Origin of the sequence: Natronococcus sp., assembly GCF_047921035.1 — an archaeon.
Lineage (GTDB): Archaea > Halobacteriota > Halobacteria > Halobacteriales > Natrialbaceae > Natronococcus.
Map to the genome: position 1 here is coordinate 1 of NZ_JBLRWX010000042.1, position 21273 is coordinate 21273.

Annotated in this window: 17 protein-coding genes; 7 read left to right on the plus strand and 10 right to left on the minus strand. The window is 67.3% G+C overall.

The window, feature by feature from the left end; translation table 11 throughout:
* Window positions 1-406: sensor histidine kinase (locus tag ACNA7R_RS10385; RefSeq protein ID WP_416283493.1), on the plus strand; the 406-nt coding region annotated here is incomplete at its 5' end.
* A gap of 28 nt (window positions 407-434) precedes the next feature.
* Here the strand turns inward: ACNA7R_RS10385 and ACNA7R_RS10390 are convergent.
* Genes ACNA7R_RS10390 through ACNA7R_RS10400 form a run of 3 tightly spaced genes read right to left on the minus strand, consistent with a single transcriptional unit; the run spans window position 435 to window position 3041 of the window.
* Window positions 435-1193 (minus strand): ABC transporter ATP-binding protein, encoded by a 759-nt coding sequence (locus ACNA7R_RS10390; RefSeq protein WP_416283494.1) that lies wholly within the window; start codon window positions 1191-1193, stop codon window positions 435-437.
* On the minus strand, window positions 1184-1990 hold the full coding sequence (locus ACNA7R_RS10395) for an ABC transporter permease (RefSeq protein ID WP_416283495.1): 807 nt from the start codon (window positions 1988-1990) through the stop codon (window positions 1184-1186). Before ACNA7R_RS10395 ends, ACNA7R_RS10390 begins: the two co-directional genes overlap by 10 nt.
* A 25-nt stretch (window positions 1991-2015) precedes the next feature.
* Window positions 2016-3041: an ABC transporter substrate-binding protein gene (locus tag ACNA7R_RS10400; protein ID WP_416283496.1), complete on the minus strand. Its 1026-nt coding sequence runs from the start codon at window positions 3039-3041 to the stop codon at window positions 2016-2018.
* A gap of 249 nt (window positions 3042-3290) precedes the next feature.
* Between ACNA7R_RS10400 and ACNA7R_RS10405 the strand changes: the two genes are divergently transcribed.
* The gene (locus tag ACNA7R_RS10405; protein ID WP_416283497.1) at window positions 3291-4193 is read left to right on the plus strand and encodes an NAD-dependent epimerase/dehydratase family protein; all 903 of its coding nucleotides are present in this window, start codon (window positions 3291-3293) and stop codon (window positions 4191-4193) included.
* A gap of 30 nt (window positions 4194-4223) precedes the next feature.
* Here ACNA7R_RS10405 and ACNA7R_RS10410 read toward each other — a convergent pair whose 3' ends face one another.
* The gene (locus ACNA7R_RS10410) at window positions 4224-4526 is read right to left on the minus strand and encodes a hypothetical protein (protein WP_416283498.1); all 303 of its coding nucleotides are present in this window, start codon (window positions 4524-4526) and stop codon (window positions 4224-4226) included.
* A gap of 87 nt (window positions 4527-4613) precedes the next feature.
* Between ACNA7R_RS10410 and ACNA7R_RS10415 the strand changes: the two genes are divergently transcribed.
* Window positions 4614-5381, plus strand: a complete 768-nt coding sequence (locus ACNA7R_RS10415) for a DUF7001 family protein (protein WP_416283499.1) — start codon at window positions 4614-4616, stop codon at window positions 5379-5381.
* Between the two features lie 4 nt (window positions 5382-5385).
* On the opposite strand, the gene ACNA7R_RS10420 is transcribed toward ACNA7R_RS10415, so the two are convergent.
* Both ACNA7R_RS10420 and ACNA7R_RS10425 read right to left on the minus strand, forming a co-directional pair.
* Window positions 5386-8079, minus strand: coding sequence for a PAS domain S-box protein (locus tag ACNA7R_RS10420; protein WP_416283500.1), 2694 nt, complete (start codon window positions 8077-8079; stop codon window positions 5386-5388).
* A 206-nt stretch (window positions 8080-8285) separates the two neighbouring features.
* Window positions 8286-9215: a sulfide-dependent adenosine diphosphate thiazole synthase gene (locus ACNA7R_RS10425; protein ID WP_416283501.1), complete on the minus strand. Its 930-nt coding sequence runs from the start codon at window positions 9213-9215 to the stop codon at window positions 8286-8288.
* Window positions 9216-9355: 140 nt separating this feature from the next.
* Between ACNA7R_RS10425 and ACNA7R_RS10430 the strand changes: the two genes are divergently transcribed.
* The gene (locus ACNA7R_RS10430; RefSeq protein ID WP_416283502.1) at window positions 9356-9745 is read left to right on the plus strand and encodes an FxLYD domain-containing protein; all 390 of its coding nucleotides are present in this window, start codon (window positions 9356-9358) and stop codon (window positions 9743-9745) included.
* Window positions 9746-9829: 84 nt separating this feature from the next.
* A complete protein-coding gene (locus ACNA7R_RS10435; RefSeq protein WP_416283503.1) occupies window positions 9830-11347 on the plus strand; it encodes a flippase in 1518 nt (505 codons plus the stop codon).
* Here ACNA7R_RS10435 and ACNA7R_RS10440 read toward each other — a convergent pair.
* A complete protein-coding gene (locus tag ACNA7R_RS10440) occupies window positions 11344-12795 on the minus strand; it encodes an MATE family efflux transporter (RefSeq protein ID WP_416283521.1) in 1452 nt (483 codons plus the stop codon). The two genes, ACNA7R_RS10435 and ACNA7R_RS10440, sit on opposite strands and share 4 nt — an antisense overlap.
* 161 nt (window positions 12796-12956) lie before the next feature.
* On the opposite strand from ACNA7R_RS10440, the gene ACNA7R_RS10445 reads away from it, so the two are divergent.
* Window positions 12957-16778, plus strand: a complete 3822-nt coding sequence (locus tag ACNA7R_RS10445) for a glycoside hydrolase family 97 catalytic domain-containing protein (protein ID WP_416283504.1) — start codon at window positions 12957-12959, stop codon at window positions 16776-16778.
* Between the two features lie 230 nt (window positions 16779-17008).
* Entirely contained in the window at window positions 17009-19492 is a 2484-nt protein-coding gene (locus tag ACNA7R_RS10450) for a DNA topoisomerase I (protein ID WP_416283505.1), read from the plus strand.
* 22 nt (window positions 19493-19514) lie between these two features.
* Here ACNA7R_RS10450 and ACNA7R_RS10455 read toward each other — a convergent pair whose 3' ends face one another.
* The 3 genes from ACNA7R_RS10455 to ACNA7R_RS10465 all read right to left on the minus strand — a co-directional run bounded on the left by ACNA7R_RS10455 (window position 19515) and on the right by ACNA7R_RS10465 (window position 21206).
* The gene (locus ACNA7R_RS10455) at window positions 19515-20015 is read right to left on the minus strand and encodes a hypothetical protein (protein ID WP_416283506.1); all 501 of its coding nucleotides are present in this window, start codon (window positions 20013-20015) and stop codon (window positions 19515-19517) included.
* Window positions 20016-20318 (minus strand): hypothetical protein, encoded by a 303-nt coding sequence (locus ACNA7R_RS10460; RefSeq protein WP_416283507.1) that lies wholly within the window; start codon window positions 20316-20318, stop codon window positions 20016-20018.
* A gap of 189 nt (window positions 20319-20507) precedes the next feature.
* Window positions 20508-21206: a TlpA family protein disulfide reductase gene (locus tag ACNA7R_RS10465; protein ID WP_416283508.1), complete on the minus strand. Its 699-nt coding sequence runs from the start codon at window positions 21204-21206 to the stop codon at window positions 20508-20510.
* Between the last annotated feature and the right edge of the window lie 67 nt (window positions 21207-21273).

Consider the following 21273-nt stretch of genomic DNA (forward strand, 5'->3'; position numbering starts at 1 on the left):
CCTGCAGCTGCGAATCGAGGAGAGCGGCGCCGAGATCGCGACCGGATCGCTTCCACGGGTCCACGGCGACGGGAGCCAGCTTCGACAGGTGTTCCAGAACCTGCTCGAGAACGCGATCACCTACAGCGGCGACGAGCCCCCGCAGGTCCGAATCGACGCCGACCGATGCGGCTCCAGGTGGGCGATCTCGGTTCGGGACGAGGGGATCGGGATCGATCCCGACGAGCAGGAGCGCGTGTTCACCGTCTTCAACCGACTCCACTCCGCCGAGGAGTACGACGGGACCGGCATCGGGCTCGCGCTCTGCGAGCGCATCGTCGAGCGCCACGGCGGGGAGATCCGGCTCGACTCGGAACCTGGCGAAGGGTCGACGTTTACGTTTACGCTACCGGCGGCCGACGACTGAGCGACGGGGGCCGTCGAACGAAGCGGATTCAGTCGCGGATGAGATCCAGAATCCGCTCGTAGTGCTCGCCGAACCCGTCGTCGGTCCGCGACCGTGGACGCGGGACGTCGATCTCGACGATCTCACTCACTCGACCCGGATCAGCATCCATCACGACGACGCGGTCGGCGAGCTTCACGGCCTCCTCGATGTCGTGAGTCACGAACAGCACCGTCTTCCCCGTTCGTCCCCAGATGTCGAGCAGTTCGTCCTGGAGCATCTCCTTCGTCTGTGCGTCGACGGCCCCGAACGGTTCGTCCATGAGCAAAAGCGCCGGATCGACCGCCAGCGCCCGCGCGAGCCCGACGCGCTGTTTCATTCCGCCGGACAGTTCCTTGGGATAGCTTCCCTCGAACTCCGCAAGACCCACGAGGTCGATCAGTTCCTGAACGCGTCGCTCGCGTTCGTCGGCCGGCACGCCGCCCTTCTCGAGGCCGAAGCCGACGTTGCCGCGAACGGTCCGCCACGGAAACAGGTGGTACTCCTGAAAGACGATCCCCATATCGGCGTTGGGCTCCGTCACGGGGTCGTCGTCGAGGTAGACGGTCCCCGACGTCGGCCGTTCGAGGCCGGCGACGACGCGAAACAGCGTGGTCTTCCCGGAGCCCGACGGCCCGACGAGACAGACGAACTCGCCGGGTTCGACTTCGAAGGAAACGCCTTCCAGGGCTTGTACCGGGCCCTGGTCGCTATCGTAGCGCTTGCCGACGTCCTCGACCCGAACGCGCGAGGCGTCGTCTATCGCCACGAAAGCACCCTCCGTTGGACCGCGCGGAACGTGGCGTCGACGACGAGGAAGAGTCCGCTCAATACGAGGATGTACGCGATGACCACGTCGACCTGCAGGTTGTTCGACGCGCGAAGGATCTCCCGGCCGATCCCCGGCACGCCGAAGATCTCCGCGGCGACGACGAGCATCCAGGAGCGGCCGATTCCGGTTCGGATGCCGGTCATGATCTCGGGGGAGGCCGCGGGGACGACGACCGACCGCACGAGGTCGAGGTCGCCTCGAACGCCGAGGCTCCGTGCGACGTCGAGGAGATCTTCGGAGACGCCCTCGACGCCCCCGTAGGCGGCGTAGAAGTTGATCCAGAACGCGCCGACGGCGATGATGAAGGCGGCGCCGGCGTGGTTGATGCCGAACCACGCGATCGCGAACCCGGTGAGCGCCAGCGGCGGAACCGGCCGGAGGACGCGCACGGCCGGGGCGGAGACGTCGTCGAGGAGCGCGCTCCAGCCGAGGGCGACCCCGGCGGCGATACCGAGGCCCGTGCCGATGACGGCGCCGGGGATCCAGTGGCGGACGCTCTGTCCGATCGCCGTCGTCATGTCGCCGCTTGCGGCCTCGGCGACGAACGTCTCGGCGACGGCGACCGGAGACGGAAGCACGTACGCGGGCTGGAACAGCGAGAGGAGCCACCAGAGTCCGAGAAACCCGAACACTCCGCCGACGCCGAGCACCGCTCGGCGAAGGTCGATCCCGGCGATCGGCGAACCGGTGTCGACCGCCGATCGATCAACGCTCCCCTCGACGTCGGTCGCCATTACGCCCCGCCCCCGTTCGAGCCGATCATTCTCGAATCTCGTCGTAGACGTCGTAGTCGAAGATCTCCTCGGTGGACAGCTCGTCGTCGATCTGTCCGTTCTCGTGGGCGAACGCGGAGAAGATCTCCGTCGCCGACTCGATTTCGGCGGGGTCGGTGACGAAGTTCGAGAGCGGTCCCTCGAGCGCCAGCCGGGCCTGCTCCGTCGGCATTCCGATCCCGTCTTCGACGATCGCGGCCGTCTCCTCGGGGTTGTCCTCGATGAACGCCGTCGCGCGGACGTGCTGGGAGAGGAACTGGCTCGCGACCTCGGAGTCGCGGACCTCGTCGCTCATCAGCGTGACCGCGGCCGGCTGTCCGGGCATGATCTCGGCGGAGGGAAGCAGCGTCCGGACCGGAAGCTCCTCCATCTCGGCGCGGGTCGGGACGGGTTCCATGATCGAGGCGCCGTCGACCTCGTCGTTGGCGATCGCCTGGAACGTCGCGTTCGCGCCGCCGATCTCGACGATCTCGACGTCGCTCTCGGGGTCGACGCCGATCTCGGTGAGCCAGTACCGCAACAGGATGTCGGGCACCGATCCCTGCGGGAACGTCCCGAAGCGGAACGGCTCGCCGCGGTCGTCCTCCCAGGCGGCGAACGCGTCGGCCGCCTGGTCGTCCCACAGGCCGTGAAACTCCTCGTGGGCCATAATCGCCATCGGCTCTTTGATGTTCGCCGCGGTCACCTTCGCGGGGATCCCGCGGTCGATGACAGTCATCGACGGGACGATTCCGAACATCGCGACGTCGATCTCGCCTCCGCCGTAGGCTTGAACGATCGCCGGGCCGTCGGTGAACTCGCGGCTGTCGATCTCGGCGTCGACGTCCTCGAAGTAGCCTTCCGACTCCATCACGAAGTACTGGAGGTCCGGAAAGATCGGCATGTACGCGACCGAGATTTCGTCGGTGCCACCGCCGAGTCCGCCGAAACAGCCCGCGACGCTCGCGGTACTCGCAGCGGCTGTACCGGCGAGATACGCTCGTCTCGAAAGTAGTGTCGTCTCGTCAGTCACTACCCCGGGTAACCGCCGAGTTCCCTTTCTCCCGTTGGTCGCGGTAAGTACAACCTCGACGCGAGATCGACGTAAAGTCGTAAGACCCCTCCTCTCGAGGGACCATACGGCTTTGTTTCGACCCCTGACCATCCTGGCCCGTCATAGATAGCGGCAAAAAGAGTTTCGCCGCGGGACGCTCGGTCGGTCCTGTCCGCAGTGACGAGTAGGATCTGTCCAGTTTTCGTCTTCGAGCGTTTACGGTCAGTCATGCACGTCGTCGTCACCGGCGCGACCGGCGGGATCGGAAGCTGGATCGTCGAAAGCCTCGCGAGCGCGGGCCACGAGGTCCTCGGCGTCGACCTCGAGCGTCCGCCCGGCCAGCGCGAGCACGCCACCTTCCTCGCGGGGGATCTGACCGATCAGGGAACCGCCTGGGAACTGATCGAAACCGCCGATCCCGACGCTGTCGTCCACTGCGCCGGCATCCCGGCGATGGGGATCCGCGCGGGCGGCGAGACCTTCGAGACGAACGTCCTGAGCACCTACCACGTCCTCGAGGCTGCGGGCCGGGCGAACGCGGAGGTGGTCTGGACCTCGAGCGAGAGCACCTACGGGATGCCGTTCGCGGCGACCCCCTCCCTGCCCGACTCTCTCCCGATCGACGAGAGCCACCCTCAGCGCCCGGAGGACCCCTACGGCACCTCGAAACTCGCCGGCGAAGTGGTCGCCCGGCGAACGGTTCGGGCCTTCGACGTCCCGGTGACGTCGTTGCGTCCCGCCTGGGTGAGCTACCCCGGCAGCCAGCAACTGGCCCGCGTTCGGGAGGCGTTCGACCCCGAAACGACCGCACCCGGAGACGAGGGGAGCGGCAACTTCTGGTCGTACGTCGACGTCCGGGATCTGGTCTCGCTGGTAGAGGCCGCGCTCGAGGCCGACCGCGAGGGTCACGAGGCCTACCTCGCGGCCGCGGCGGAGAACTACCTCGGCCGACCCACGGCGGCGACGATCGAGGCCGTCTACGGCGGCCTTCCCGAGGAGTGCGCTCTCGAGGGCGACGAAGCGGCGTTTACGACGGCGAAAGCCCGCGAGGAACTCGGCTGGGAGCCCGAGCACACTTGGCGGGAGACCGAAGCTGAGGAGGCGGTGGAGCCGTCGTTTCTGGACGGCTGACCCGAGTGCGGGAACGACCGCTCGAGGCGACTACCGGGGGCTGAACCGGCCGGTTCGGCGGTCGTCGCCGCCCGGGTCGCGACCGTCGCGGTCGTCGCCTTCGGCGGGCGGTCGTTCGTCGTCGTAGACGTCGACGTGGTGAACCGCGCTCGGCGAGAGCAGTCGGTTTCCCTCGAGTTCGAGCCAGCCGTTGGCGTGGACGACGATCGGTCCCTCGTAGAGCGACTCGTCGCTCTCGCGGTCCTCGTAGACGACGGCCTCGTGGTAGGCCCGCGTGAGGGGGTTCAGCCCGTCGGAGAGGATCGATTCGTTCGAAACCGGCGGTGGAAACATATCTGGAACGTGACCGAGAGGCGACATAAATCGATCGGCGGCCGCGGGACCGTAACTGATTCACTCCGTGGTACGACTAGGTAATACATGGTCGAGGAGATTCTGTGCTATCGGGCGCCGACGACGGTCGTCGACGCGGAGGGAATCGCAGAGTGGCTCGAGCCCCGGATCGACGCGACGGTCTCGGTCCGGGATCGGTTCCTCGAGGTCCACCGGACAGACGACCTCGCCGAGCGGTTCGCCGAGGCGCGGGTCCCCTCGCCGTACGACCGCGAGACCGGGAACACGATGCTGGGGACCATCCGCTACGAGGAGCGGGCCCTCGAGCACCCCGAGCGCGAGGGGGGCGTGCTCTACGACGGCAAGCAGGTCCAGCGGGCGGTAAACAGCGCGCTGCCGGCCGAGGAGCGCGGGCTCGAGACGCTGCACGTCGTCCTCCTCGATCGGGCGGTCGGCACCTGGGGCGACCACGACGGCCGCTGGCACAAACGGGTGAGCGTCCTCGGCCAGCCGGCGCTGCTCTCCGTGCCCGGGCTCTACGAGGCGCCCGCCAAGCCCGAGGCGTACTACAAGGAAAAGCAACGCCACTCGCTGCTGTCGGGCGACGCCCCGCCCCGGGAGATCCTCGAGAACCGCGTCGAGGGCGACTTCCTGATCGAGGACGACCCCCGAACGACCGACGCGCTGAAGGGATACGCCCTGCAGGCGTCCCACTTCCTCGAGACGGGCGAGCCGTTTTGCGACCGCGAGGGGTGTCGGCTGTTCAACGCCCACTACCACGAAGACCTGGTCGCGGCTCAGCTCCGCGAACCCGAGTTCTGTCCCGATCACGCGGAGCTGTACGGCCGATCGTAGTCGGCTACCGATGCCTCGAGTCGGGCAGGAGGACCGTGAATGTCGAGCCCTCGCCGGGGTCGGAGTCGAGCCGGATCTCCCCGCCGTGGCGTTCGACGATGCGGCGACACAGCGCCAGCCCGATTCCCGTCCCGCTGTGTTCGTCGTGGCTGTGGAGTCGCTGGAACACCTCGAAGACGCGCGCTTGCTCGTCGGGATCGATCCCGATCCCCTCGTCGTGGACGGCGAGTTTCCACCCCGTCTCGGTTCGCTCGGCTTCGACGTGGATCCGCGGCGGTTCGTCCCCGCTGTAGGTGATCGCGTTCTCGAGCAGGTTCTGGAACACCTGTCGAAGCTGGCCCGGGTCGCCCTCGACACGCGGTAACGACTCGGCCGTGATCTCGGCGTCGCTCTCCTCGATTCGGAGTCGAAGGTCGGCGCGAACGTCCTCGAGAACGTCGTCCAGATCCACGGGTTCGAATGGATCTCCCTGCGTTTCCACGCGGGAGTACTCGAGGAGGGCGTCGATCATCTCGCGCATGCGCTCGGCGCCGTCGACGGCGTACGCGAGGAACTCCTCGCCGTCCTCGTCGAGGGCGTCGCCGTACCGGTTCTCGATCAGTCCGAGGTAGCTGGTGACCATCCGCAGGGGTTCCTGCAGGTCGTGACTCGCAGCGTAGGCGAACTGTTCTAAGCGCTCGTTCGACGCCTCGAGCTGCCGTCGTCGCTCCTTGAGCTGTTCCTCCAGGCGCTTCCGATCGGTGACGTCGGCGATGATCCCTTCCACGTCGATGACGGACCCCTCCTCGTCGAAGAGCGCGCGGCCGTAGTCTCTGACCCACCGCAGGTCGCCGTCGGCGGTTTCGATACGGTAGGTCTCCGAGAAGGGCTCTCCCTTCGCCGCCTGTTGGTTGACGGTCTCCCACAGCCGTTCGCGATCGGCCTCGACCATCACGTCCTCGCCCCAGCTGAGTTCGCCGCGTTCGAGAGCGTCCGGCTCGTACCCGGTCAGGTCCTTGCAGGCGTCGCTGACGAACGTCATGGGCCAGCCGCGCTCGGTCTTGCAGCGGTAGACCATCCCGGGGACGTTTTCGATCAGCGTCGAGAGCCGGCGCTCGCGCATCCGGAGCTGGCGCTCTCGCTCCTTCCGTTCGGTGATGTCCTGGGCGATGGTCATCCCGCCGAAGACGTCGCCGTCGCCGTCGGTGATCGGCACGACGTGGACGACCCACTCCCGGTCGGCGTACTCGAGTTCGACCTCCCGGGATTCGCCCTCGAGGGCGGCCCGGAAGGCGTCCTCGAGAGTCGCGCCGATCCCGTCGGGCCAGACCTCCCGGACGAGTCGCCCCTCGATCTCGGTCGGCGACACCGGTAGCGTGTCGAACGTTCGTCCCGCCGCGAGCGTGTACCGAAGCTCGTCGTCGAACAGCGTCACGATCCCGTTGGGGACGTTCTCGGCGAGGGTTCGGTACTGCTGCTGGGACTCCCTGAGTCGGCGCTCGCGACGCCTGCGGTCGGTGATGTCGCGGGCGACGGCGATCATGTAGCCCCCGTCGATCCCGACGTAGCTGACGTTGACCTCCGCGGGGTAGGTCGTGCCGTCCTTCCGCTCGTGGACCCCTTCGATCGTCACGGCGTCCTCGACGGCGACGTCCTCGACGTGGTCGCGCCACGCCTCGATGTCCGCGAACCGTCGTTCGATGTCGGGGACCGCGAGCGCGAGCAGCTCCTCCCGGTCGTAGCCGAGCCGACGACAGGCCGTCTCGTTTGCGTCGAGGACCCGCCCCGACTCGGGCTCGATCACCAGGACGACGTCGTTCGAGTGATCCAGCAGCGTCCGAAACAGCTCGAGTTCGCGCTCGCGTTCCTTGCGCTCGGAGACGTCGCAGAAGTACACCGACAACCCCGTCTCGGAGGGGTAGGCCCGCACCTCGAACCAGCTGTCCAGCGGCTCCGGGTAGTACTCCTCGAACGAGACCGTCTCCTGGTCGTACATCGCGCGCTCGTACTTCGGCTTGAACTGCCGCTCGAGGGCGGACGAGAACGTCTCCCAGACGTTCCTGCCGACGAGCTCCCGATCGTCGGGGTTGATCAGCTCGTGGGCTCGCTCGTTGAGGTAGGTAAACTCCCAGTTCTCGTCGAGCGCGAAGAAGGCGTCCGAGATCCGACCGTAGGTGTCCTCGAACTGCCGGCGAGTCCGGCGGTTCTCGATCGCCGTCCCGAGGACGGCCGCGACGCTTTCGACGAAGCTGGCGTCGTGTGGGGTAAACGATCGGGCGTCGGTCGCGTACGCCCCCAGTACGCCCCAGGGTTCCTCGACGGGACCGATCCGGACGCCGATCCCGCCGACGACGCCGTGATCGGCGAACAGCTCGGGACTGCGGACGCGCTCCTCGCCGCGGACGTCCTCGACGAGGAACGGCTCCTCGTGCCGGAGCACCTCGCCGACGAGCGTGTCGGCGCCCGCCGGGACCGTCGCCGAACCGACCAGTCCCGCACGCCAGCCGGCGCCCGCCCGGAGCAGCGCCTCGTCGGCGGGACGGCGCTCGAGGACGGCCGCGTGCTCGAGCGCGAGCCCCTCGGTGAGGGCGTCCGCCGCTTCGTCGAGCAGCGCCTCGAGATCGTCCGTCTCGAGCGCCCGCTGGCCGAGGTCGGCGACGACCTCCTGTCGCCGTGTTCGCGTACAGACATCGGGACCGCTCGACGAGGACGACTCCATTCTCGTCTACGGTAACCGAACCGGAAATATAAAATCTGTGCCGTTCGGGTCGTCGCGATTCCGGCCGGTATCGGGCTCTCCGTGGGACGACGGGCGAAAAACGGTAGTGGACGACACTCCGTCTCATACGGTTTACTGTAAGTCATTACCGGCGCAACCGCGACCCGTGCGGCGGTTGCGCCGGTAAATCGTTACAGCAATCCGTATCAGTCGTCGGCCGGCGTCGCCCGCGAGGTCATATCGACGGGATCGGCGTCGATGCCGAGTTCGTCGATGGCCTCCTGGGCCGCGCGCTTGCCCGAGACGAGCATGGCGCCGAAGGTGGGGCCCATCCGCGGGAGGCCGTAGGTCGTCGCGGTGGCCATCCCGGTCGCGATCAGGCCGTCGTGAACGAGGCCGGTGTGTTCGACGACGGCGTCCTCGCTCTTGCCGACCCACATCGAGTCGTGGCCGGGGGAGTCGTGGCCGGGCGCGCCGTAGCTGTCGTCGCCGGTCTGGTCCATCCCGGTCGCGTTGGCCTCGGCGTCGCCGATACCGGGCGCGTCCAGCACGCCGCGCTCGTCGAGTTTCTTGACCGCCATCGCGTCGTGGCCCGTCGCGTCGATGACCAGGTCGGCCTCGACGGCGATGGGGTCGACGCAGGTGATCTCGCGGGGCAGGGCGTGGACCGGCGTCCAGTTCATCACGATCCCCGAGACCTTGTGGTCCTCGCGGATGACGATGTCCGTGAACTCGGTCATGTTCTGCATCTTCGCGCCCGCGTCGCAGGCGGCCTTGATCAGCCCCGAACACGCCTCGGGACCGTTCGCGACGTAGAGGTCCTCGCTGTCCTGGGACTCCTTGTAGGAGACCTCGAGCTCCTCGAGGATCCCCTGGGCCGGGTCGCGCACGGTGACCTTGTTCATCAGGAACCCGCCGAGCCAGAACCCGCCGCCGAGGTAGTTGTTCTTCTCGACGACCATCGTCTTCACGCCGCGCTCGGAGAGCTCCTTGGCCGCGGTCAGCCCCGAGGGGCCGCCGCCGACGATGATGACCTCCGAGTCCGAGAAGTCCATGAACTCCTCGGTCCACTCCTGGCCGATCGCACGGGTTACGTCCGCTTCGCCGACGTCGCTGAACTGGTCGAACTCGCTCATACAACTAAGTGGTAACATCCAGTAGTGAAAAATCTGTCGCGACTGTCACCGCTGGAGATATGTCTGACGATCGTCGACCTGCGACGGCTCGATCGTCCATCCCGAACGCTCAAGGCCCGCGGCTGCAAACGACCGACTCGATGTATCGCCGCGCGTTCCTGGCGGTCGCCGCCTCGCTCTCCCTGTCGGGCTGTCTCGAGTACTTCACCGAGGACGCCGAGGAGATCACCGAGCCCGCCGACGTCGAAATCGTCTGGGACGACCTCGTGCGCGACGACCCCGGCACCGACGAGGAACGCGTCTACGTCTGGGGCGTCGTCCGGAACACGGGCGAGCGAACCCTGTCGTACATCGAGATCCGGGTGACGTTCTTCGATAGCGAGGGCGAGGAACTCGAGAGCGTCATCGAGAACGTCGACGAGGACGTCGGCGAGGGCGAGGAGTGGCCGTTCGACGCCGAGTTTCCCCACTTCGGAGAGGAAGCCGCCGAAGTCGACAGCTACGAACTCGAGCCGGCGACGGGTGTCTGACGTGTCCCAGCCGACCGCGGGAGCGAACCGACGACCGCACGCGACGCCGGCGGGACGTCGCGACCACCGACAACTCACGTTGCCATGACCGACCAGGACGAAGGCGTTACCACGCTCGCCAAGCAGGGGAGTATCACGTTCGCCGGGAACGTGATCAACGGCGCGCTGGGGTTTGCGATCGTCATGCTGATGACCCGGTTCGTCAGCCCATCCGTGTACGGGCTGTTCGTGCTAGCGACGTCGGTCATCCTCTTCATGCAGGTCTTCGCCAACCTCGGACTTCCTCTCGCCATCGACTACTTCGTTCCCCAGTACCTCGACAACGAGGAGTACGGGAAGGCCAAGGGCGTGATCGTCCAGGTGACCGCGACGGTGCTCGTGACGTCGTCGCTGGTCGCGCTCGCGCTCGCGCTCAGCGCCGCCGCCTTCGCCGAGTTCTTCCAGGAGCCGGCGCTGCGAGTCGGGCTCCTCCTGCTGTCGGTGACGATCCCGATGCTGGCGATCTACAACGTCCTGTTGACCTCCTACTACAGCATCAAGAAGCTCCAGTACCGGGTCATCATGCGGGACCTCGTGCGGCCGATCGTCCGGTTTACCACCACCGCGGGGCTGTTGCTCGCGGGGTTCGGGCTGCTCGGGCTCGTCGCCGGCTACATCGTCGGCCTGTTCGTCGCGATCACGGTCGGCGCCGCCGTCTTCACCTACAAGGCCTGGGACCTGCTCTCGCGGGAACTCGAGCTGGTCGCGCCCGGGCCGCTGGTGAAGTACTCGGTGCCGCTGGCGATGACCAGCGTCGTCTTCGTGCTGATGGGCCACGTCGACTACTTCGTGCTCGGCTTCTTCCTCGACGCCGACGACGTCGGGATCTACCGGGTCGGCTACATGCTCGGCTCGGGGCTGATGATCATCTTCAACTCGCTGTCGCCCGTGTTCAAACCCCTGATCGCCGAGAGCCGGGACGACATCGACCTCGTCGAACAGCGGTTCCGGATCATGGCCCGCTGGATCGCCGGCATCACGCTACCCGTCGCCATCTTCCTCTCGCTCGGCGCGAGCTCCTTCCTCGCCGTCCTCTACACGCCCCAGTACGCCGAGGCGACCACCGTCGTCGCCCTGCTGGCCGTCGCCTTTCTCTTCAACGTCACCTTCGGGGGCCCCGACGGCTCCTTGCTGCAGGGCCTTGGCTACTCCCGGTTCGTCTTCATCAACACGCTCGTGCTCTTCGGCGTCAACCTCCTCGTCTCGTTCACGCTCGTCCCGTTCATCGGCATGGAGGGCGCCGCGATCGGCTCGGCGACCGCGCTCTTTCTCGTCGGCGGACTGACCCTGGCGGAGATCTACTACCTCGACGGGATCCACCCGTTCACCCGGGACTTCGCCAAGATCGTCGGCGCCGGCCTCCCGGCGATCGTTACCGGCGCGCCCGTCGTCTACGTCCTCGAGTCGGATTTCCTGATCGTCGCGGTCCTGCCGATCGTCGTGGTCGCCACCTACGCGGGGACGCTCGTCCTCACGGACGCCTTCACCGACGACGACGCCCGCATGGCCGCGGAGTTCAGCCCGACGCTGCGAAAGTGGCTCCCCGTCGGCGGCTCCGGTTAGGGGTCGACGGCCTCGCGCTCGTCGCCGGCGCTCGAGTCGGCCCGAGCGTCTCGAGGCTCGCCCGTCTCGTCGATGATCCCCTCGGTCCAGGTACCGAGCCGGAACCAGAGCACGGCGACGACAAAGGAGGCGACCATCCCGAACGAGAACGCCCACCAGATCCCCGCGACGCCGAGATCGATCGCGGCCACGGTCGGGATCGTCACGCCGACGAACGGTACCGTCACCGCGGTAAAGGCCAACACCAGCGCGACCGGGACCCGGAAGATCCACCGCGAGAGGAAGGAAAGCACCATCGCCTCGCGGGTGTTGCCGGCGCCCCGGAACGCCCCCTGGAGGACCATCACGCCGGCGAACAGCGCCCAGAACGGTGCCATGATTCGGAGGAAGAGAACCCCCTCGGCGATCACGTCGGGGTCGGCGACGAAGATCCCTATCGCCTGGGCGGGGAAGGCCACGAGAACCGCCGCGACCGCGAAGATCAACAGCATCGTCCCCGCGGTCGCGACCCGGGCGACGGCCGCGGCTCGATCGGGGGTACCCGCACCGAGGTTCTGGCCGACCCCGGTCGCGGTCGCGTTGCCGACCGCACCCGCGACGGCCCACGTCACCGACATGAACCGGACGCCGATCCCGTAGGCCGCCGTCGGCGCGGCCCCGAAGCGGGCGACGAAGCCGGCCATCGCGACCGAGGCGAAGCTGCGCGCCCAGCCGTCGATCGTCGCCGGGTAGCCGACGTCGATCAGTTGCTTCTGGATCGAGAGGTCGGGAGTCAGGTCCTCGAGCCGGAGCCGAACGCCGAACCGCCCGTCGAGCAGGATGGCGATCCCGACGGCGGTGGCGAACACGCGGGCGATGAACGTCGCGACGGCCGCACCTCGGGTCCCCATCTCGGGGAACGGTCCCCAGCCGAGGATGAGGAAGGGATCGAGGACGACGTTGAGCCCGGCCGAGAGCAACACGAGCCACATCGCCGTCTTCGTGTCGCCGGCTCCCTGGAGCGACGAGCGGAACGCGAAAAAGAGGAAGGTAAGCGGCAGCGCGAGGAAGATCACCTCGATGTAGGCCAGCGCCTCGACGAACACCTGCTCGCGGGCGCCGATCAGGACGAGCAGCGGTCGCCGGAAGGAGAGGCCGACGGCGGCGAGCGTCGTCGAGACGGCCAGCGCGAGCAGGATCGTCTGGGCGACGACCCGGTCGGCCATCCGGTCCTCGTCGGCGCCGACGTACTGGGAGACCAGCGCGATCGTCGCCGCCGTCAGCCCCATCGCCGTCGAGACGAACATCCACGACAGCGGAAACATCAGCGAGACGGCGGCGACGGCCTCGCTTCCCACGCGGCCGACCCAGAACATGTCCGCCAGGTTGTAGAACGTCTGCAGGAGGTTCCCCAGGACCAGCGGCCAGGCCAGGTGTACCAGCTTGGGCGGGATCGCCCCCGTGGTCATATCGACGCGTTTGCGCTCCGAGTCCGTCACGCGTAGGTCCTCGTCCGTACCTCGTCCGTGCGGCTGAAAAGCCCGTGCTTTCCGGCCGTGGTACCCGCCACTCTCGGGTCCGTTTCCGCAATCACAATGATTTATAATAGCGTATGTGAACAGTGACCACAATGCGTGAAAAACAATCACAGCAATCATTACTCGACTCCAACAGGCGGACGTTCCTGTCCGGGGTGGCAGGTGCGCTAGCCGCTGCGGCGTACACGCGATCGGTACCGACCGAGGCCGCCGCTCGGGTGACGAACGGCGAGGACGCCCCCGTCCAGCGGATCGACTCGCCCGACGGGTCGATCTCGGTTACCGTCGACGCGTCCGACGGCGTCCCCGCCTACGAGGTCGCCGTCGACGGGACGACCTACCTCGACCCCTCGGCGGTCGGTTTCGACTTCCAAAACCAGCCGACGTTCGGCGCGGGCGAGGACGGCGACGGCGTCGCCCTCGAGGTAACCGGAACCGACCGCGAGTCCGCGACCGAGGAGTGGGAGCCGGTCTGGGGCGAGTTCGAGCGCGTCAGCGAGCCCTACGAGTCGCTCACCGTCGGGCTGACCGAGACCGAGGACCCGGGTCGGTCCGCGAACCTCGAGATCCGGGTGTTCGACGACGGCGTCGGGATTCGGGTGGTCCTCGACGAGAGTTTCGCGAGCAACAGCGACCGGGCCGTCCTCACCGCCGAGAACACCGAGTTCGCCTTCGCGGGCGACTACACGTCCTGGTGGATCCCGAACGAGGTCACTAACCCCCGGTTCGAACAGGAGTACACCGAGACCCCGCTCAGCGAGATCCCGGGCGGGAGCCGGGAGACGGAGCCGACCGCCACGCCGGTGCGAAACGGCGCACACACGCCGCTGACGGTGCGGGCGGACGACGATGCCTACCTGAGCGTCCACGAGGCGGACCTCGAGGACTACGCGTCCGCGACGCTCGCGCCCCGGTCGGAGGACGGTGGGACGACGCTCGACACGGAACTCACGCCGCTGCCCGACGGGACGAAGGCCTCCCTGGAGCTGCCGAACGCGACGCCCTGGCGGACGATCCAGATCGGTCGCCGGCCCGGCGACCTGATCGAATCGCAGCTGATCCCGCTTTTGAGTTCGGCGCTGAAGGAGTCGGTCCTGCCAATCGTCGACGGGGAGCCCGACACCGACTGGATCGAGCCCCGGAAGTACATCGGCATCTGGTGGACGATGATCGCCGGCTCGGCCAACTGGGAGTACAGGACCGACGAAGAGATCGCAGCTGACGGCGAGGATCCGGCCGGCTACATCCACGGCGCTCGGACCGAGCGGATGAAGCGGTACATGACCTTCGCCGCCGAGAACGGCATCGACAGCGTCCTCGTCGAGGGCTGGAACCAGGGCTGGGACACCTACCCCGGCGACGGCACGGGCCTCGAGTTCGGCGTCGACGAATCCTACCCCGACTTCGACGTCCGGGAGGTGACGGAGTTCGGCCGGAGCCTCGATCCGAACGTGGAGATGACCATGCACAACGAGACCGCCGGGGCGCTCCCGAACTACGAGGAACAGATCCTCGAGGACGACATCTTCGCGCAGTACGAGGACGTCGGGATCCACTCTATCAAGAACGGCTACGTCTCGGATCCGGGACTGGGCATCGACGGCGACGGAGCAGAGGCGACCCACAACCAGCACAACCAGCTCGCGGTCAACCACCACCGGCTGGTCATCGAGGAGGCCGCCGCGAACCGCCAGCTGCTCGAGATCCACGAGGGGATCAAACCGACCGGCGAGATCCGCACCTATCCGAACGTCGCCAACCGCGAGGTCGTCACGGCCCAGGAGTTCGACGGCTTCGACCAGCTGAGTTCGAACGTCGGCGAGGAACACCACGTCACGATCCCGTTCACGCGGAACCTGGCCGGCCCGGTCAGCTACCAGCCCGGAATCTTCGACATCACGTTCACCGACGATCGGGGCGACCAGGTCCAGACCACGCGGGCGAAACAGCTTGCGATGTACCCCAACTACCTGAGCGGGCTCCAGATGGCCGCCGACCGCCTCGAGGCCTACATCAGCCCGGAGCTCGAGGTCGGCGAACTCGTCCAGGCCGCGGCCGGCGAGATCGAGGGCTTCGTCACGCTCGACGAGTGGCGCAATGCCTTCGGGACGAACTCCGTCGCGGTCGATCCAAACCGCGTGCCCTCCGGCTCGTCGGTCTCGGTGACCGTTCGCGACGCCGCGGCGGGCACGCACGAGCTACACCTGCGCTACGCGAGCGCCCCCGAGGACAACGCCGAGCGCGTGATCGAGGCTGACGGACCGCAGGCGACCCTGCGAGTCAACGACGAGACGCGGACGATCGAACCCGACTTTACCGACTACTGGGACCGGTGGGAGGTGTTCACGACCGAGATCGAACTCGCCGAGGGCGACAACGAGATCGCGATCGAACTCCACTACGAGGACGGCGAGACGTTCGAGGGCGACGTCGGCGGTTTCAACCTCAACACGATCGCCGTCACCGAACCCGGCGAACCCTCCCCGGTGCCGGCCGACTACGAGGGGTACACGCCCGAGCGCGAGAACTTCGCGGCCGAACCCGAATTCGAGTTCATCGAGAACGTCCCGGCGGCCGACTGGGACGAGACGACCGTCGTCGACTCGGCGATCGGCGACTACGTCGTCACCGCCCGCCGCGACGGCGAGGAGTGGTACGTCGGCGCGATGAGCGACGAGAGCGGCCGCGCGGTCGACGTCCCCCTCGAGTTCCTCGCGCCGGGAAGCTCCGTGGACGCCGGCCAGGGGGCGGGTCCTCGCGGTCCGAACTACGTGGCGGAGATCTACTCGGACGGGATCGGCGGCGGCTACGAGTCCGATCCGGAAACCGTCAGAATCGACGAGGCGATCGTCGACCCGAGCACGACGCTGCTGGCGTCGATGGCCCGCAGCGGCGGGACGGCGATCCGTCTCCGGCGGGCCCGAGGACGGGAACGCAGCGAGCTCCCGACCTACGAGCGCCCGACCCAGGACCTCGAGTACGCCATCGACGAGGACGCGCGGCTCGGCGAGCCGTTCATCACGGCGACGGGCGACAACGACAGCGCGTTCGTCGGCGGGACGACGGTCGCGATCGAGGTCGACGGCGACCGCGTGGCCCTCGACAACGTCCGGCTCTCGCCGGAGGCGTCCGACGAGACCTTCGAGTTCGGCTACACGATCACCGCGCCCGGCGACTACGACGTGACGTTGCGCGACCCCGACAGCGGGGACGTCCTCGCGTCGGCGACGGTTTCCGCCTCGCCCGGCGAACTCGTCGCGGAGTTCGACGATCCGCAGGGCGACGACCACGGTCCCGGCGAGTACACGTATCCGACCGACGACGCCTTCCGTGACGGGGCGTTCGATCTGCGCTCGGTCGCCGTCTACGAGTCCGAGACCGACTACCTGTTCGCCCTCGAGGTCGAGGCGCTCTACGACGTCTTCGGCGGCGAGTTCTCGCCGCACTACTTCGTCACCTACCTCCGGGACCCGTCGCGAGCGGACGGCCGCACGACGGAGGTCGGCGACCTCGGGATCACCGCCGAGTTCGAATCCGAGTGGCACTACCGAATCGGCGCGAGCGGGTTCGAGTCCGCCGTCGTCGACGCCGACGAGAACGACCTGGGGTCGGCGGAGACGCTCGTCGACTTCGAGACGGACACCGTCGTCGTCTCGGTCGGCAAGGATACCTTCGGGGCCGACTTCGAGATCGAGGACGCCGAGATCCTCCCGATCGTCGGCTCCGAGGACTTCGGCGCGTTCCGGCCTGTCGAGGTCGAGGCCGGCGGGTTCGTCTTCGGTGGCGCACGCGAGGGCGCAGTCGAGAACGCCCCACGGATCATCGATATGCTAACGCCGCCGGACGTCGACCAGTCCGAGGCCCTCGACTACGACGCGGAGTCGCTCGCGAGGCTTCCGTTCACGTCGCTGTAGCGCGGTTCCGTCGTGCGGACGGGCGCTCGCCAGCGTCCCACCGTCCGGGGCCAGCGTCCCACCGTCCGGGACACCTCACGCACGCGCGAGCGCAACGCCCGCGTAGCGCACGCACACCCGCGCTGTCTGTCGGTTTTGCCGAAAGCGTTATCAGCAGTTCAGCCGTACCGAGCGACCATGACGACGACTCGCTTCCCGGAGCTCCCGCTCGAGCCGCGGGGTGATCGGCGGTGGAACTGATCATCACCGAGAAGGACAACGCCGCGCGACGCATCGCCGACATCCTTTCGGGCGGCACGTACGACTCGAGCCGCGAGAACGGCGTCAACGTCTACGAGTGGGGCGGCAAGCGCTGCGTGGGGCTGTCGGGCCACGTCGTCGGCGTCGACTTCCCCTCGGAGTACTCCGACTGGCGCGACGTCGAGCCGGTCGAGCTCATCGACGCGAGCATCGAGAAGACCGCGACGAAGGAGAACATCGTCGCCACGCTGCGGATCCTCGCCCGGCGGGCCGAACGGGTCGCGATCGCGACCGACTACGACCGCGAGGGCGAACTCATCGGGAAGGAGGCCTACGACATCGTCCGCGAGGTCGACGAGGACGTCCCGATCCGCCGGGTGCGATTCTCCTCGATCACCGAAAACGAGGTCCAGAACGCCTTCGACGAGCCCGACGAGCTGGACTTCGACCTCGCTGCGGCGGGCGAGGCCCGCCAGATCATCGACCTGATCTGGGGCGCCGCGCTCACCCGCTTTCTCTCGCTGTCCGCGGGCCAGCTCGGCAACGACTTCATCTCCGTGGGCCGGGTCCAGTCGCCCACCCTCAAGCTGATCGTCGACCGCGAACGCGAGATCGAGGCGTTCGACCCCGAGACGTACTGGGAGCTCTTCGCGGACCTCCGACAGGCGGAAACGACGTTCGAGGCCCAGTACTTCTACCGCGACGAGGACGGCAACGAAGCCGAGCGGGTCTGGGCGGAGGCCCGAGCCGACGAGGTCTACGAGACCCTCTCGAGTCGCGACGCGGCGACGGTCGTCGACGTCAACCGCCGCACCCGCACCGACGACCCGCCTGCGCCGTTCAACACGACCCAGTTCATCCGCGCGGCCAGCGCGATCGGCTACTCGGCCAAGCGCGCGATGTCGATCGCCGAGGATCTGTACACGGCGGGCTACATCACCTACCCCCGCACCGACAACACCGTCTACCCCGACGACCTCGATCCCGAGGAGCTGCTCGAGGAGTTCGTCGGTCACTCGACGCTGGGCGAGTCGGCCGACTCGCTGCTCGAGGCCGACGAAATCCAGCCCACCGAGGGCGACGAGGAGACGACCGACCACCCGCCGATCCATCCGACGGGCGAGATCCCATCCCGGGGCGGCGACGTGAGCGACGACGAGTGGGAGATCTACGAGCTGGTCGTCCGCCGGTTCTACGCGACCGTCGCCGACCCCGCAGAGTGGGAACACCTCAAGGTCGTCGCCGAGGTCGACGACGCCCGCCTGAAGGCCAACGGCAAGCGCCTCGTGGAACCCGGCTACCACGACGTTTACCCCTACTTCAACACCAGCGAGAACTACGTCCCCGACGTCGAAACCGGCGAGGAGCTGGCTATCGAGACCGTCGAACTCGAGGAGAAGGAAACCCAGCCGCCCCGCCGGTACGGCCAGTCGCGGCTGATCGAGACCATGGAGGATCTGGGACTGGGAACGAAATCGACCCGCCACAACACCCTCGAGAAGCTGTACGACCGGGGCTACATCGAGAGCGATCCGCCCCGCCCGACCAAGCTGGCGATGGCGGTCGTCGACGCCGCAGAGAGCTACGCCGACCGCGTCGTCAGCGAGGGGATGACCGCCCAGCTCGAGGAAGACATGGACGCCATCGCGAGCGGCGAGGCCGACCTCGAGGACGTGACCGACGAATCCCGGGAGATGCTCGAGGAGATCTTCGCGAACCTGGCCGAGTCCCGGGAGGAGATCGGCGACCACCTCCGGAAGTCGCTCAAAGACGACAAGCGGCTGGGCCCCTGTCCGGAGTGTGGCGAGGACCTGCTCGTCCGCCAGAGTCGCCACGGGTCGTACTTCATCGGCTGTGACGGCTACCCCGACTGCGAGAATACGCTGCCCCTGCCCTCGACGGGCAAGCCGCTGATCATGGACGGCGAGTGCGAGGAACACGGACTCAACGAGGTGAAGATGCTCGCGGGACGGCAGACGTTCGTCCACGGCTGCCCGCTCTGCAAGGCCGACGAGGCGGGCGAGGGCGAGATTCTGGGCACCTGTCCCGACTGCGGTTCGGACCACGACGGCGAACTCGTCGTCAAGACCCTCCAGAGCGGCTCCCGACTGGTCGGCTGTACCCGGTATCCCGACTGCGAGTACTCGCTGCCGCTACCCCGCCGGGGCGAAATCGAAGTCACCGACGAGCACTGTGAGGAACACGACCTCCCCGAACTCGTCGTCCACAGCGGCGACGAGCCCTGGGAACTCGGCTGTCCGATCTGTAACTACCAGGAGTTCCAGGCCCGCGAGGCCGACAGCGGGTCGGACCTCGAGAGCCTCGACGGCGTCGGCGCCAAGACCGTCGAGAAGCTCGTCGACGCGGGCATCGAGAGCCTCGAGGATCTGAGCGACGCGGACCCCGACGCGGTCGCCGACGACGTCGACGGCGTCAGCGCGGACCGGGTTCGGAGCTGGCAGGCGAAGGCGTAGCGTCGGCGCGGGCTCCGGGATGTCAATCTTGGAAGCGAGCAAGAAACTGCGTGACGTACGAGTTGTTGCGCCAGCTTCGCTCATCCACCATCTCCGAAAGCGCTGCTCGTGTCTCTTCGGCCGAAAGAACGTCCCGTAGAACGAGCGCTTCGATCATCTTGGGCGTCGTTAGAAGACGAGAACCCGATAGGAGTGCATGCACTGTCGAGAGCTCACCGTACTCGTCACACAGGAAGATCTCGGCGTTCACCTCGTTCGCGAGCACGATAGCCGCTGTTTCGCCCTCGTCGAGTGGATACTCCGGTCGCCCACCCGATTGCCGGATATGCTCTTCGGCCAGGTAATCAAGCACCCGCGTTGCTGCCTTCGCGTGCGTATCGTCGTGTGAAGCGATCTCCTCGAGTTCCTCGATAACTGCTGGCGGAACCTGGACGTCGTACTCCGTAAAGAGGAGCTGAATCGGACGCTCGTTGCTCGCAATTGCGAGGCTGACGAGAGCGGACGTATCTGCGACGACGACCATCTATAGGTTCGCAACGTCTTCCGCAAGCTCGTCGTCTTCGAGCTGGTTCTTGAGCAGCCGAAGGTTCTCGGCTTCTTTCGGTCCGAGAACCGCCTTCATCTCTTCGTACTGAATCGTCCCATCGTAGTACGCGTTAGCGATATCACGCTTCACGTCATCGCTCTCGGACGATTCACGCAGATACGAACGAAGTGCTTCGATGATTACGTCCGTTCGGTCGCGATCTGCTGCCGTCGCCAGAATATCCGCCTGTTCGATCAACTGTTCGGGCGCGCGGAACTGGACTCGTTTGCTCGAGCTCATGTGTGTACATTCGTACACACGGAACTTAGCTATTGTGCCAGGTGGACTGCTATCGCGATCTACCCGTCTCGGGTGCGGTGATCGCGTCGAGAGGGTGTATCCCACCGTCGCCCTCCCCCAAAACGGAACTTCCGACAGTCGCCAGGTCGTGTCACAAAGACGTCCAGGAACGGCGGCGACTCGAGAGGATCAGTCCGACTCCTCGCCGTCGTCTTCGGCCGTCTCCGCTTCGTCGTCCGCGCCGTCACTCTCGTTTGCAGCGTCGCCGTCCGACGACTCGTTTCCGCTCGACTCCTCGGCGTCGACGTCGGCCGTCGTCTCGAGGACGCGCTCGACTTCCGCGGCGATCTCGCGGCCGCCGGTCGTCCCCGTCTCGCGCCAGTGTTCCTCCCCGTCGGGGTCGATGACGATCGTCACGGGGTAGCCGACGGCCGCGTACTCCTGCATCGGCCTCGAGGCCTCGTAGCTCACGTAGCCGTTCCCGCCGTGGGTCTCCCACCACTCGCGGAGTTCGTCGGGCGGGATCTGCTCCTCGGAGTCGTAGGTCAGCGACAGGAACCGGACGTCGTCGCCGTGGTCGGCCTCGAGTTCCGCCCTGGCGTCGGCGAGGCGTCCGGCCTGGACCTGGCAGTTCCCGCAGCCGTTGACGAAGAACATGAGAACCATGACCTCGTTCGACGGGATGGTCAGCGTCCCGGCCTCGCTTCCGCGGGCCTCGATCGTCTCGGCCTCGATGGGCCACTCCTCGTCCTCGTCCCCGTCGTTCTCGGCCTCTCCGTCAGCCTCGCCGTCGCCGCCGACCGACGGCGGACCGTAGCGCACGATCGACCCCGCGCCCGCGAGCACGCCGAGGCTTCCGATCCCGGCGACGAGGTCGCGCCGTCTCATCGGGCGCTCACCCCTCGAGCGCGAGCGGACGGGACGGCTCCGTCGACGGGCCGACGGAGGGGAGGGC

Excerpts from the sequence above, each read along its gene's own strand:
- ACNA7R_RS10395 (WP_416283495.1), bottom strand. The coding sequence starts at position 1,990 with ATGGCGACCGACGTCGAGGGGAGCGTTGATCGATCGGCGGTCGACACC.
- ACNA7R_RS10405 (WP_416283497.1), top strand. The coding sequence starts at position 3,291 with ATGCACGTCGTCGTCACCGGCGCGACCGGCGGGATCGGAAGCTGGATC.
- ACNA7R_RS10410 (WP_416283498.1), bottom strand. The coding sequence starts at position 4,526 with ATGTTTCCACCGCCGGTTTCGAACGAATCGATCCTCTCCGACGGGCTG.
- ACNA7R_RS10415 (WP_416283499.1), top strand. The coding sequence starts at position 4,614 with ATGGTCGAGGAGATTCTGTGCTATCGGGCGCCGACGACGGTCGTCGAC.
- ACNA7R_RS10420 (WP_416283500.1), bottom strand. The coding sequence starts at position 8,079 with ATGGAGTCGTCCTCGTCGAGCGGTCCCGATGTCTGTACGCGAACACGG.
- ACNA7R_RS10425 (WP_416283501.1), bottom strand. The coding sequence starts at position 9,215 with ATGAGCGAGTTCGACCAGTTCAGCGACGTCGGCGAAGCGGACGTAACC.
- ACNA7R_RS10430 (WP_416283502.1), top strand. The coding sequence starts at position 9,356 with ATGTATCGCCGCGCGTTCCTGGCGGTCGCCGCCTCGCTCTCCCTGTCG.
- ACNA7R_RS10435 (WP_416283503.1), top strand. The coding sequence starts at position 9,830 with ATGACCGACCAGGACGAAGGCGTTACCACGCTCGCCAAGCAGGGGAGT.
- ACNA7R_RS10440 (WP_416283521.1), bottom strand. The coding sequence starts at position 12,795 with ATGACCACGGGGGCGATCCCGCCCAAGCTGGTACACCTGGCCTGGCCG.
- ACNA7R_RS10445 (WP_416283504.1), top strand. The coding sequence starts at position 12,957 with ATGCGTGAAAAACAATCACAGCAATCATTACTCGACTCCAACAGGCGG.
- ACNA7R_RS10455 (WP_416283506.1), bottom strand. The coding sequence starts at position 20,015 with ATGGTCGTCGTCGCAGATACGTCCGCTCTCGTCAGCCTCGCAATTGCG.
- ACNA7R_RS10460 (WP_416283507.1), bottom strand. The coding sequence starts at position 20,318 with ATGAGCTCGAGCAAACGAGTCCAGTTCCGCGCGCCCGAACAGTTGATC.
- ACNA7R_RS10465 (WP_416283508.1), bottom strand. The coding sequence starts at position 21,206 with ATGAGACGGCGCGACCTCGTCGCCGGGATCGGAAGCCTCGGCGTGCTC.